The organism is Pseudomonas sp. GW821-FHT09C08 (assembly GCF_059418125.1).
Window position 1 is genome coordinate 662261 of the sequence record NZ_JBWKPG010000003.1, and the last position, 13169, is coordinate 675429.

A 13169-nucleotide genomic window follows, 5' to 3' on the forward strand; every position below is an offset into this window, starting at 1 on the left:
ATGACATTAAAACGATGGCGCCTGTTTACGCCGTTTCCATTGGCTCAAACGCTTTTGCAGCGCCTGGGGCGTGTCGATCTGCTGCTGGCGCGCACGGCTCAATAGGATGAGCATCAGCTCCGCCGTGGCCAGGGCGTCGGCGCTGGCATGATGGCGTTCGCCCACCTGCAGGTTGAAGTGATGGATCCAGTCATCCAGCCCGGCTTCACGGATGTGCGCTTCGGGGCACAGCAGTGGGGCGATGTCGGCCACATCCAGAAACGTGTGGGCCAGGCGATAGCCCAGGCTGTCCTTGAGCGCCCGGCACAGCATGTGCTGATCGAATGGCGCGTGGAACGCGAGCAGCGGGCTGTCGCCGACAAACGCCATGAAATCCAGCAGCGCTTCAACCGGATCACTGCCCGCGGCAATTGCACTCGGGCCCAGGCCGTGGATCAGCACGCTGGGGCTGAGCTTGGTGTCGGCGCGGTGCAAGGTGCGCTCGAACAGCTGGGAGAAATCCACCGCGCCGTCCTCGATGACCACTGCACCGATCGACAGCACCTGGTCGCGATTGAGGTTCAGGCCGCTGGTTTCCAGGTCCACCACCACCCAGCGCTGACTGCGCAGCGGACCGCCGCCCAGGGCCGCTGGCTTGGGCAATTGCGCCAGGCGTTGTTGCTGCGCGGCATCGAGCCCGGGTTTAGCCGCGCGCAGCCAGCCGAACAGGCTCACAGCTGGTACCGCAAGGTCAGGCTGCTTTGCAGGCGCTGGGCCTGGCGCAGGGACTCACGCAGGATGCGGCGGTCCAGGTGGTTGAGGCTGTCAGGGTCGACGCGGTTGGAGTACGGCTGGTTTTCCCGGGTCTGCAACTGATGCTGCTGCATGCGGGTTTGCTGGATGAAGTGATAGGCCTCTTCGTAGGCGGCGCCGTCGAGCGGCTCGATCACCTCCTTGACCACCAACTGGCGCAGGCGCTCCAGGGTGTTATTGGCGTGGATGCCATTGGCCAGGGCGAGCAATCGCGCGCCGTCGACGAAGGGCGTCAAGCCCTGGACCTTGAGGTCGAGGGTGGCTTTTTCCGCACCTTTGCGCGACAGCACAAAATCACGGAAGCGTCCTACGGGCGGGCGCTGGCGCAAGGCGTTTTCCGCCAGCATGCGCTGGAACAGCCGGTTATCCGCGACCTGATCGAGAATGCCCTGGCGCAGTTGTTCGCAGCCGCGCTCATCGCCCCACACCACGCGCAGGTCGAAATAAATGCTCGAACCCAGCAGGTTCTCCGGCGTCGCCTCGCGAATAAACGCGCCGAAGCGCCGCGCCCATTCGGCCCGTGACAGGCACAGCTCGGGGTTGCCGGCCATGATATTGCCCTTGCACAGGCTGAAGCCGCACAGCGCCAGGCTTTGGTTGATCTGCTGCGCCAGGGGCAGCAGGCGCCCACGCAGGATCGCAGCCTCGACGGCGTCCTTGGCGTCGAACAGGATGCCGTTGTCCTGGTCGGTGAAGAGCGTCTGCTCGCGGCGGCCTTCGCTGCCAAAACACAGCCAACTGAAGGGCACGCCTGGGTCGCCTTTTTCCGCCAGGGTCAGCTCGATCACCCGGCACACGGTGTGATCGTTGAGCAGCGTAATGATGTGGGTGATCTGCGTCGACGACGCGCCGTGGGCCAGCATGCGCTCGACCAACTGGCCGATCTCGCCGCGAATCGCCACCAGGTTCTCCACCCGGGGCGCGTTGCGGATGGTGCGTGCCAGGTGCACCAGGTCGACCCGCTGCAGGGAAAACAGGTCGCGCTCGGACACCACGCCACACAGGCGCTTTTCCTTGACCAGGCAAACGTGGGCGATATGCCGTTCGGTCATGGCGATGGCAGCGTCGAACGCGCTGTGGTCCGGGGTCAGGAAGAACGGCGCCTGGGTCATATGGGCGTCGATGCCCTGGCTGAAATCGCTGGTGCCATCGGCCACCACCTGGCGCAAATCGCGCAGGGTGAAAATCCCCAGCGGCGCCTTGTGTTCATCGACGATCACAATGCTGCCGACTTGCTGCTCGTGCATCAGCGTCACCGCCTCACGCAGCGGCGTTTGCGGGCTGCAGGTGACCGGGTGGCGCATGGCCAACTCGCCCAGGCGGGTGTTCAGGGAATATTGGGTGCCGAGGGTTTCCACGGCTTTTTGCTGCACCTGCTGGTTGACCTGGTCCAGCAGGCTGCTGACGCCGCGCAGGGCAAAGTCGCGAAACGGGCTGGAAAGGGCGAACAGCTTGATAAAGGCCGGCTTGTTCAGTTGCAGGCAAAAGGTGTCTTCGGCGGCCTTGTGCTCGGTCCGTGTGGCCCGCTCGCCCAACAGCGCGGCGAGGGGGAAGCACTCGCCGGCGGTGATTTCGAAGGTGGCTTGCTTCGAGTCCGGCCGTTCACCCACCACGCGACCTTGCTTGACGATGTAGAAGTGCTCCACCGGCCCGCCCGACGGTTTGAGGATGCTCTCGCCGGGGCCGAAGAAGCGTAATTGACACTGCTCCACCAGGAACGCCAGGTGTGCGTGCTCCATCTGGTTGAACGGTGGGAAGCGTTGCAGGAACTGCAGGGTGCCGTGGATGTTCTGCAATACAGCAGTTTTCCCCGCTTGGGCGAAGGCATCAGCTTTACTCATAACATGACCGCAATTTTTTTGTCGTTATCGTCCTGCATGGTCGACTCCTGCGCGGCAGGTGCCCATTGGACGTAAGTCTAGGTCGATGAAAACGGCGTAAAACTAAGGAAAAACCTTACATGACTATCGTCCAAACCCCGTAGAACGCCCACTAGGCAAACTTTCCGACGAAGTGCACATTGAACGCCCTTCCGCAGATGTCTGACGAGTGTGCTGGGAGATTGATGAGAACTGCTGAGAACTGTATGTCCGACCACGATATTTTGAGTGATGCCGAGCGCGAGGCGCTGAGCGCCGTGATGCTGGAGCCTGATTTACCGCCACAACGCGTGTTGATTGTTGACGACGACAAGGATGCGCGTGAACTGCTGGCGGAGATCCTGGGCCTGGACGGTATTCGCTGCATGACGGCCGACAGCGGCAAGACAGCGTGGGAATTGTTGAGCTCCAGCAGCTCCATCGGTTTGCTCATCACTGACCTGCGCATGGCCCCCAGCAATGGCCTGGAACTGATTCGCCAAGTGCGCAGTTCCACCCGTGCGGCGTTGCCGATCATCATTATGTCGGGAGACGCCGAAGCCCCGGATGTGATCGATGCAATGCATTTGAGCGTGGTGGACTTCTTGCTCAAGCCGATTGATAGCGTGAAGCTGGCGAAGATGGTCAAGCGGGAATTGGGGATGGCGCAGTAGGTACCGTTTATCTTTTTTTTATTTGAACTGTCAATTCTCACAGTAGGCAAATAAGTGGTCAGCGAGTTTACTGCACGGGAGGGTCCGGTCTTCAACCAGGATCCTATCCCGCCAAAGGAGCTAGTTATGTCTACTCAACAGCCTAAAAATCAAGTGGCTAGCAATAACGCAAGAATTCTAGTTATCAGGGATGAAAGGCCCCGCTTTTTTGATTCTTCCAATGTACAAGCAAGCTTGAGAAGTTTTTCGGTCATCACGGATGGCGCTGGTTCATTGACAGCGGAGTATGGGAATACGCTGTTTCCGCGGGATGAACGGTACGAGTTCGGCTTTCCTCGAGATATAGAGAAGCATCGAGGAAATATCGATTATAGAGACGAAAACGGTGTTTATTTTATAATGCCTATATCGGGGACGTTTTATGTTTTTTCCGAGTCTGCGGGTCTTCCGGATACGTACATAAATCATATTAACTACGTCAATTTGAAGTTTGAGCATCAGGGACAAGAAGTTACTATCAGCGGCACGGGTGAGGCCACTTTTGTTTTTCAAAAGTCTTCACACTAAGAAAAAAGCCCTGTTCTCACGAACAGGGCTTTTTTCGTTTCAGCGTTTACTCAACGCCCATTCTTGGCCTTGAACTCCCGACGCCGACGATGCAACACCGGCTCGGTATACCCATTCGGCTGCTTGGTCCCTTCAATCACCAGCTCCACCGCGGCCTGGAAGGCAATGTTGCTGTCGAAATCCGGCGCCAGCGGTCGGTACAGCGCATCCCCGGCATTCTGACGGTCCACCACCGGCGCCATGCGCTTGAGGCTTTCCAGCACCTGGGCTTCATTGACGATGCCGTGGCGCAGCCAGTTGGCGATGTGTTGGCTGGAGATACGCAGCGTCGCGCGGTCTTCCATCAGGCCGACGTCGTTGATGTCCGGCACTTTCGAGCAGCCCACACCCTGGTCGATCCAGCGCACGACATAGCCGAGGATGCCCTGGGCGTTGTTGTCCAGTTCGTTGCGGATCTCTTCCTCGGACCAGTCGGTATTCTGCGCCAGCGGGATAGTGAGAATATCGTCCACCGAGGCGCGCTCGCGCTTGGCCAGTTCGGCCTGGCGGGCGAACACGTCGACCTTGTGATAGTGCAACGCGTGCAGCGCCGCGGCGGTCGGCGAGGGTACCCAGGCGGTGTTGGCACCGGCCAGCGGGTGCGCGATCTTCTGTTCGAGCATCGCGGCCATCAGGTCGGGCATCGCCCACATGCCTTTGCCGATCTGCGCACGGCCCTGCAAGCCAGTGCTCAGGCCGATATCGACGTTCCAGTTTTCGTAGGCGCCGATCCATTTTTCCGCCTTCATCGCCGCCTTGCGCACCATCGCGCCGGCTTCCATGGAGGTGTGGATTTCGTCACCGGTACGGTCGAGGAAGCCGGTGTTGATAAACACCACGCGCTCGCTGGCGGCCTTGATACAGGCCTTGAGGTTGACCGTGGTACGGCGCTCCTCGTCCATGATCCCGACTTTCAAGGTGTTGCGCGGCAGGTTCAGCACGTCTTCGATGCGGCCGAACAGCTCGTTGGTGAACGCAGCTTCTTCGGGGCCATGCATCTTCGGTTTGACGATGTACACCGAACCGGTGCGGCTGTTCTTGCGGCTGCTGGTGCCGTTGAGGCTGTGGATCGCCGCCAGACTGGTGAGCAGGCCGTCGAGAATGCCTTCCGGGACTTCGTTGCCGTCTTTGTCGAGGATCGCGTCGATGGTCATCAAGTGGCCAACGTTGCGCACGAACAGCAGCGAACGGCCATGCAGGGTCACGTCCTGACCATCCACGCCGGTGTAGACACGGTCGGCGTTCATGGTACGGGTGAAGGTCTTGCCGCCCTTGGCCACTTCTTCGGCCAGGTCGCCTTTCATCAGGCCGAGCCAGTTGCGGTAGATCACCACTTTGTCATCGGCATCGACGGCGGCGACGGAGTCTTCGCAGTCCATGATGGTGGTCAGCGCTGCTTCCATCAGCACGTCTTTGACGCCGGCGGCGTCGGTCTGGCCGACCGGGGTGCTGGCGTCGATCTGGATTTCGAAGTGCAGGCCGTTGTGCTTGAGCAGGATCGCGATCGGCTCGGCCGCGGGGCCCTGGAAACCGATCAACTGGGCGTCGTCGCGCAGGCCGCTGTTGCTGCCGCCCTTGAGGCTGACGATCAGCTTGCCGTCGACGATCTTGTAGCCGGTGGAGTCGACGTGACTGCCGGCCGTCAGCGGCGCGGCTTCATCGAGGAAAGCGCGGGCAAAGGCGATGACCTTGTCGCCACGCACCTTGTTGTAGCCCTTGCCCTTCTCGGCGCCGTCGGCTTCGCTGATGGCGTCGGTGCCATACAGCGCGTCGTACAGCGAACCCCAGCGCGCATTCGAGGCGTTGAGGGCGAAGCGGGCATTCATCACGGGCACGACCAGCTGGGGGCCGGCCATGCGGGCAATTTCGTCATCGACGTTTTGGGTCGTTGCCTGGAAATCTGCGGCTTCTGGCAGCAGGTATCCGATATCTTGCAGGAAGGCTTTGTAGGCCACCGGGTCATGGGCCTGGCCGGCGTGAGTCTGGTGCCAGGTGTCGATCCGCGCCTGGAAATCATCGCGTTTGGCGAGTAGGGCTTTGTTCTTCGGTGCCAGGTCATGGATGACCTTGTCGGCGCCGGCCCAGAACTGGTCGGCAGTGATGCCGGTGCCGGGAATGGCTTCGTTGTTCACGAAGTCGAACAGGACTTTGGCGACCTGCAGGCCACCGACTTGAACGTGTTCAGTCATTGCTTGCCTCACTCTGCGGAGCTTATGCGCTGTTTCAGATTTTCATTATGTAGTGCACGGTTGGGCATACTACATGATGACTTGCGGTTGTGAAAATTAGACTAAATACGTCGTTTAGCGACCCACTTTGGTCGTACGGTCACAGCGGAGAACGGGATGTTCTCAAAAAACTATGAGATTGTTCCAGATAAATCTAAAAATGGTACACGATTTGTTTTCGGCCACGCCTGCGTCCACCTTGTAAGAGCTGGGGGGACGCTGAGTCCTTGCCAGCGATGAGGCCCTTGAGCCTTGCGGCGATGATCAGGCCGCTGTCGCCGGAACGCCGGCTCCTGCAGAAAACAACAACATCTGAGGAATTCGCCATGGACCATCTTGTACTCACTATTATCGCCGCCGACAAACCCGGCCTGGTGGAACGCATCGCGCAGAACATCGCGGCGCACGGCGGCAACTGGCTGGAAAGCCGCATGGCGCACATGGCTGGGCAGTTTGCCGGGATCCTGCGCGTCAGTATGCCGGCGGAAAGCCGTCAGGCCCTGGTGGCCGCGCTGGAGGACTTGTCCACCCACGGCATTCGGGTGCTGGTGGGCGAGGGCAGCAGCGGGCAGGCGTCGGCGTCCAAACCGATCCTGATGACGCTGGTGGGCAATGACCGTTCGGGCATCGTGCGCGAGATCACGGCGCTGCTGAGCAAGCAGGGGGTCAACCTCGAGCGCTTGAGCACCGATGTGCGCCCGGCGCCGATGAGCGGCGACCTGCTGTTCAGCGCCGAGGCCCTGCTGCAGGTGCCGTCGAACGTGTCCCTGGAGACGTTGCAGGAATCCCTGGAAACCCTGGCGGATGACCTGATGGTGGAACTGCGCAACGAGGAATAACCACGCACAAGGTTATGCATGGAAATCTTGCATGGGCCTGTGGATAACCTGTAGAGACCTGGCCCCAGGCCACGCGCTGCGTGCGTCTTCGCGAGCTGAGCAAAAAACGAGCAGTTTCAAGGGCTTGTGCACAAATGGCGGGGATCAGGTTGTGGATAACCTTGGGGTGGATGTCTGCAAGCCACGCCATTCGTGGCCTGCAGGGGGTTGTACGTTATTTGATCAGCGTTTGCGCACGCTCATCCAGGCGTCCAGGCTGTAGACCACCAGGCCGGCCCAGATAAAGGCGAAGGCGATCAGCGTGCTTTGCGCCAGATGTTCGCCGAACAGCAGCACGGCTTCCAGCAGCACCAGCGTCGGCGCTACGTACTGCAGGAAGCCCAATGCGGTGTAGGGCAAATGCCGCGCAGCGGCGTTGAAGCACACCAGCGGGATCAACGTGACCGGGCCTGCGGCCACCAGCCACCAGGCCTCGGATGTGCTCCAGAATTCCAGCTGCGCACTGTGCGCCGACGGATTGAACAGCAGCCACGCCACCGCAATCGGCACCAGCATCCAGGTCTCAACCACCAGCCCCGGCAACGCCTTGACGGGTGCCTGCTTGCGGATCAGGCCGTAGAACCCGAAAGTCAGTGCCAGCACCAGCGACACCCACGGCAAGCTGCCCACCTGCCACACCTGCTGGGCTACACCCACCGCTGCCAGGCCTACGGCGACCCACTGCAGGCGGCGCAGGCGTTCGCCGAGGATCAGCATGCCCAGCAGCACATTCACCAACGGGTTGATGTAGTAACCCAGGCTCGCTTCGAGCATGCGCCCGCTGTTCACCGACCACACATAGGTCAACCAGTTACCCGCAATCAACGAACCGCTGAGGGCCAGGATCGCCAGGCGCTTGGGGTTGTCCCGCAGTTCGCGGAACCAGCCGGGGTGTTTCCACACCATCAGCAGCACGCCACCGAACAGCGCCGACCACAGTACCCGGTGCACGATGATTTCGGCGGCGGGTACGCTGGCGATGGCTTTGAAGTAGAGCGGGAACAGACCCCAGATGACATAGGCGCTCAGGCCCAAAATGTACCCTTTGCGAGGGTTGGCGGCGTGCATGCAGAATCCTTGCTTAGGCAGCTAACAAAGCGCGATTGTAAGGATTTTTGTCAGACAGTGGGACTGGCTTTTCTGTGGAGCTGGCTTGCTTGCGATGCAGGCAACCCGGTGTATCAGGCACGCCGAGGTGACGCCATCGCAGGCAAGCCAGCTCCCACAGGGGCATTTCGGTCAGAACAGTTTCAGCGGTTCTTCGTTGAGCGCCGAGAGCTGTTCGCGCAACGCCAGCACCTGATCGCCCCAGTACCGCTCACTGCCGAACCACGGGAAGCTGTGGGGAAACGCCGGGTCATCCCAGCGTCGTGCCAGCCAGGCGCTGTAGTGCATCAGGCGCAAGGCGCGCAGCGGTTCGATCAGCGCGAGTTCACGCGGGTCGAAGTCGTGGAATTCCTGGTAACCGTCCATCAGTTCTGACAGCTGCCCCAGGCATTCCTGGCGGTCGCCGGCGAGCATCATCCACAGGTCCTGCACGGCCGGGCCCATGCGGCAGTCATCGAGGTCGACGATATGGAACATCTCGTCGCGGCACATCATGTTGCCGGGGTGGCAATCGCCGTGCATGCGGATGTTCTTGTGCGGGGTGGCCTTGTACACCTCTTCCACCCGCTTGAGCAGGTCGCGGGCCACCGATTCATAGGCTGGCAACAGGCTCTTGGGGATGAAGTTGCCTTCCAGCAGGGTGGTGAGGGAATCGTGGCCGAAGTTCTTCACGCCCAAGGCTTCGCGGTGTTCGAACGGGCGCGTGGCCCCCACCGCGTGCAAGCGGCCGAGCAATTGCCCGAGGCGATAGAGTTGATCGAGATTGCCCGGCTCCGGCGCACGGCCGCCACGGCGAGGAAACAGGGTGAAGCGGAAACCTGCGTGTTCGAACAGGCTTTCGCCATTGTGGATCAGCGGCGCAACCACCGGGACTTCGCACTCGGCCAGTTCAAAGGTGAAGCGGTGTTCTTCGAGGATCGCTTCGTTGGTCCAGCGCTGGGGGCGGTAGAACTTGGCGATCAGCGGTTCGGCGTCTTCGATGCCCACCTGGTAGACACGGTTTTCGTAGCTGTTGAGCGCGAGAACGCGCGCATCGCTGAGGAAACCGATGCTTTCGACGGCGTCGAGCACCAGGTCGGGGGTGAGTGTTTCAAACGGATGGGCCATGCGAACTCCTGCGCGCAGCAGAGCGCCGCGTCCGGCCGGGTATGGTAACGCACACGGGCAGAGATAGGTGGTGGCTGTGCGGACGCCTTCGCGGGCAAGCCCGCTCCCACAGTTGACCCAGTTCCAGCATGCACCGGCGTCCAATCCGCCCACGTCCCCAGGCTGGAATGCGTCCACCTGTGGGAGCGGGCTTGCCCGCGAAGACGGCCTACCAGACACCCCCAACCCCGCAGATGCAATTAGCATCCGCCCACGTCCCAGTTTGGAATGCGCCCAGCGTGGGAGCGGGCTTGCCCGCGATGACGGCCTATCAGGCGCCCACGACGCCACCATCATCCCGCCGAATCGCCATCACCGACGAGCGCGGCTTGCCGTTGGGCAGATGCTCCGGCCACGTCGAACCGCCCGTTTCGCCCGGGTGCTGAATCCCCACAAACAGGGTCTTCTGATCCGGCGAAAAGCTGATCCCCGTCACCTCACAGGCCACCGGTCCGACCATGAAGCGGCGAATCTCACCGGTACTCGGGTCGGCGCACAGCATCTGGTTATTGCCCATGCCGGCGAAGTCGCCCGCGTTGCTGTAGTCGCCGTCGGTGAGGATCCACAGGCGTCCGGCTTTGTCGAACCCCAGCCCGTCGGGGCTGTTGAACATGTTCTGCGGGTTGATATTCGACGAACCGCCTTTTGGCGTGCCGGCATGCACACCGGGGTTGCCGGCGACCACAAACAGGTCCCAGCTGAAGGTGTTGGCACCGTGGTTATCGGCATCCGCCTTCCAGCGCAGGATCTGGCCGTAGACGTTCTTTTCACGCGGGTTGGGGCCGCCCACCGGCTGGCCGTCTTCGCCACGCTTGGCGTTGTTGGTCAGGGTGCAATAGACCTGGCCGTCGGTGGGGCTGACCACGATCCATTCCGGGCGGTCCATGCGCGTGGCTTTCACCACGCTGGCGGCCAGGCGGGCGTGGATCAGCACTTCAGCCTGGCTGGCAAAACCGCTGCCGGCATCGATGCCGTTTTTGCCGTGGGTCAGCTCGACCCATTGGCCCTTGCCCTTGGGGTGGTCGGCATCGCCGTCGCCTGCATCGAAGATCGCCACGTACAAGGTGCCGTGGTCGAGCAGGTCTTTGTTGGCCTTCGGATTCTTGTGGTTGATCTTGTCGCGGCTGACGAATTTGTAGATGAACTCACCGCGTTCATCATCGCCCATGTACACCACGGCGCGGCCGTCGCGGGTTTCGGCGAGGGCGGCGTTCTCGTGTTTGAAGCGGCCCAGGGCGGTACGCTTGACCGGCGTGGAGTGCGGGTCGAACGGGTCGATCTCCACCACCCAGCCGTGGCGGTTGAACTCGTTGGGGTTTTTGGCGATGTCGAAGCGCGGGTCATGCAGGTGCCAGTTGATGTCTTTGCTGGCGGCCACCACGCCGTAGCGTTTCTGCCCGGCGTCGAAGCTTTGCTGGGGGTTACTGCTGCCGAAACAGTCGGTGAAGTTCTCCTCGCACGTCAGGTAAGTGCCCCACGGCGTCTTGCCGTTGGCGCAGTTCTGAAAGGTGCCCAGCACCTGCTTGCCTGACTTGTCGGCAGCGGTTTTCAGCCAGGCGTGGCCGGCAGCGGGGCCCCCTACGCGGATCGGCGAGTTGCCGTGGATGCGGCGGTTGTAGCGCGAGTCCTGGACGAACTGCCAGCTGTCACCTTTGCGCTGCACTTCGATCACCGACACGCCTTCGCTGGCCTGGGCCTTGTGCACGTCTTCGGCCGACTGCGGCGCACCGCCGTGGGCGAAGAGGTAGCGATAGTTGGTGTATTCGTTGTTGATCGCCATCAGCGCGCGGTGATCGTCGCCGGGGAAGGCGAACAGGCTCATGCCGTCGTTGTTGTCACCGAACTGCTGCTCCTGGGCCTTGGCGGTGCCGTTGCCGGACGGGTCGAACGCCGGCGCGTTCTTGTGCAGTGGCTGGCCCCAGCTGATCAGCACCGAGGCGCTGTAGCCGGGCGGCAGGGTGATGGCGTCGCTGGTGGCGGCGGCGATGCTGGTAAAGCCCAGCAACGGGCTGGCTGTGGCGGCGTTGACGGCCAATGCGCTGCGGCTCAGCAGGTTGCCGCCGAGGAACATCGCGGCACCGCACAGGGCGCCGGCGCCGATAAAGCGGCGGCGGGTAAGGCCGACCATCTGCTCGAGGTCGGTGGCTTGGTTTTCTTCTAATAGGCTCATCTCAGGCTCCCTGCGGTTTTTGCAGACACCTTAAGGAGCGGGCGTGACGAAATTGTTGCAGTTTGAAGGCGGGGCGTTGCTACACCGGTGTGCCGAGCAGCACATTGCTCGGCGCAAATTGCACCTGGAGCGTCTTTCCTTCCACGGCACCCAGGGCCTTGAGTGCGTCGGGCTGGGCCAGGGCGCATAAAACCTGGCCAGTGGGCAAGGCGATGCGCACTTCGCTGGGGCCGTCCTCGGCCTCGAGAATGGCCTCGACGCTGCCGCCCATGCAATTGTGTCCAGGTGTTGCAGCTTGTTCCGGAGCGAGCAGTTCCAGCCAGCCCGCCTTGATCAGCGCGACCACTTCGACGCCCATTTCCAGCTCCAGCCGTTGCGTGCTGTCGTGGGTGATTTGCGCTTGCAGGGTAAGTCCGCCGGCCAGTTGCAGGCAGATCAGGTCGTTGCGGCCATGCTGCTCGATGGCGATCACTTGCCCGTGCAACTGGTTACGCGCGCTGGTGCGCAGCATCAAGCGGCCGAGCAGGCTGAAGTCGCTGGCGGCCTCATCCGAACCCAGCACCTCGGCCTGCAACATTTGCAGGCGCTGGTAAAGGCGCAACACGCGCTCGCCTTCGGCCGTCAGCTTGGCGCCGCCCCCGCCCTTGCCACCGACGCTGCGCTCGACCAGCGGTTTTTGCGCCAGGTTGTTGAGCTCGTCGATGGCGTCCCAGGCCGCCTTGTAACTCAGGCCGGCACTCTTGGCGGCACGGGTGATGGAGCCCTGCTCGGCGATATGCCCCAGCAATGCGATGCGCTGGGGGCGACGGATAATGTGTTGGCTGAGGGAAGTCGGCAGGGACATGGGCACACGCTTCGTTGAGATGAGTGGACGTTGCAGCGCTGGCGCGCGGGAGTCAAGTCAGCCGCCCGGTTTGGGCGTGCGCGCCAGGCAATACACATCGACCTGCCGCGCCCCGGCGCTCAGCAGCAGGCGCGCCAGGCTGTGGGCGGTGGCTCCGGTGGTGAGTACATCGTCCACCAGCGCAAAGTGCCGGCCCTGCACCAGCGCGCCGGGCGCCAGGGCGAAAGCGCCGAGCAGGTTGCGTCGTCGGGTCTTGGCGTCCAGCGCCTGTTGCGCGACGGTTTCCTGGGGGCGCAGCAGCAGGTGTTCATCAACGCCGATGTCCAGCTCCTCGCTGAGCCAGCGCGCGAGCATCAGCGCCTGGTTGTAACCGCGTTCGCGCAGGCGTTTGCGCGCCATGGGCACCGGCAGCAGGCAATCGGGGCGGCTGAGTTCGGCGTTGTCCAGGCGATGGCGCAGGTGCTGACCCAGCAAGCGGCCCAGCAGGTGCCCGAGTGGCCAGCGGGCCTGATGCTTGAAACGGGTGATCATGGTGTCGACGGGAAAACTGAAGGTGAAGGGCGCGACCACTTGTTTAAAGGCCGGCGGCTGGCGCTGGCATTGGCCGCAGATCAACCCGTCCATGGGCAACGGCAGGGCGCACACCTCGCAGTGTTCCGTCAGCCAGGGCAATTGCGATTCGCAGGCAGTGCACACGCACTCGGCTGTTTGGGTGCTTTCATCACAGAGTAAACATGTCTGTGTGTTTTTTAACCAGATGTAAACCTTGTGTTTGTAGTCGGGTTGACAGTGCATGAATCTTCCTTAAATATGCCGAGCATCCGTGTCGCGCTTGTGGGTATTGCCCTTCCCGCAGCGCCTGCCC

At 61.9% G+C, this 13169-nt stretch carries 11 protein-coding genes; 3 read left to right on the forward strand and 8 right to left on the reverse strand.

What is annotated here, in order from left to right; genetic code table 11:
- Window positions 1–6: 6 nt before the first annotated feature.
- Together AC07OJ_RS14100 and AC07OJ_RS14105 are read right to left on the reverse strand one after the other, a co-directional pair.
- Complete coding sequence (locus AC07OJ_RS14100; RefSeq protein WP_495094677.1) at window positions 7–714, reverse strand: 3'-5' exonuclease; 708 nt, start codon at window positions 712–714, stop codon at window positions 7–9.
- Window positions 711–2633: a putative nucleotidyltransferase substrate binding domain-containing protein gene (locus tag AC07OJ_RS14105; RefSeq protein ID WP_495094678.1), complete on the reverse strand. Its 1923-nt coding sequence runs from the start codon at window positions 2631–2633 to the stop codon at window positions 711–713. The genes AC07OJ_RS14100 and AC07OJ_RS14105 overlap by 4 nt, the downstream gene beginning before the upstream one ends.
- A 245-nt stretch (window positions 2634–2878) precedes the next feature.
- On the opposite strand from AC07OJ_RS14105, the gene AC07OJ_RS14110 reads away from it, so the two are divergent.
- Window positions 2879–3325: a response regulator gene (locus AC07OJ_RS14110; protein ID WP_065904718.1), complete on the forward strand. Its 447-nt coding sequence runs from the start codon at window positions 2879–2881 to the stop codon at window positions 3323–3325.
- A gap of 126 nt (window positions 3326–3451) precedes the next feature.
- Window positions 3452–3892: a hypothetical protein gene (locus AC07OJ_RS14115; RefSeq protein WP_120450214.1), complete on the forward strand. Its 441-nt coding sequence runs from the start codon at window positions 3452–3454 to the stop codon at window positions 3890–3892.
- Between the two features lie 50 nt (window positions 3893–3942).
- Here the strand turns inward: AC07OJ_RS14115 and AC07OJ_RS14120 are convergent, their stop codons facing one another.
- On the reverse strand, window positions 3943–6120 hold the full coding sequence (locus AC07OJ_RS14120) for a malate synthase G (protein WP_495094679.1): 2178 nt from the start codon (window positions 6118–6120) through the stop codon (window positions 3943–3945).
- A gap of 365 nt (window positions 6121–6485) precedes the next feature.
- On the opposite strand from AC07OJ_RS14120, the gene AC07OJ_RS14125 reads away from it, so the two are divergent.
- Window positions 6486–6998 (forward strand): glycine cleavage system transcriptional repressor, encoded by a 513-nt coding sequence (locus AC07OJ_RS14125; RefSeq protein ID WP_495094680.1) that lies wholly within the window; start codon window positions 6486–6488, stop codon window positions 6996–6998.
- A gap of 222 nt (window positions 6999–7220) precedes the next feature.
- Here AC07OJ_RS14125 and rarD read toward each other — a convergent pair whose 3' ends face one another.
- The 5 genes from rarD to AC07OJ_RS14150 all read right to left on the reverse strand — a co-directional run bounded on the left by rarD (window position 7221) and on the right by AC07OJ_RS14150 (window position 13099).
- Window positions 7221–8105, reverse strand: a complete 885-nt coding sequence (gene rarD, locus AC07OJ_RS14130) for an EamA family transporter RarD (RefSeq protein WP_065904709.1) — start codon at window positions 8103–8105, stop codon at window positions 7221–7223.
- A 171-nt stretch (window positions 8106–8276) separates the two neighbouring features.
- Complete coding sequence (locus AC07OJ_RS14135) at window positions 8277–9251, reverse strand: serine/threonine protein kinase (RefSeq protein WP_065904707.1); 975 nt, start codon at window positions 9249–9251, stop codon at window positions 8277–8279.
- A gap of 310 nt (window positions 9252–9561) precedes the next feature.
- Entirely contained in the window at window positions 9562–11460 is a 1899-nt protein-coding gene (locus tag AC07OJ_RS14140) for a PhoX family protein (protein WP_495094681.1), read from the reverse strand.
- Between the two features lie 79 nt (window positions 11461–11539).
- Entirely contained in the window at window positions 11540–12304 is a 765-nt protein-coding gene (locus AC07OJ_RS14145) for a TOBE domain-containing protein (protein ID WP_120450208.1), read from the reverse strand.
- Window positions 12305–12361: 57 nt separating this feature from the next.
- The gene (locus AC07OJ_RS14150; RefSeq protein ID WP_065904698.1) at window positions 12362–13099 is read right to left on the reverse strand and encodes a ComFC family protein; all 738 of its coding nucleotides are present in this window, start codon (window positions 13097–13099) and stop codon (window positions 12362–12364) included.
- Window positions 13100–13169 lie beyond the last annotated feature (70 nt).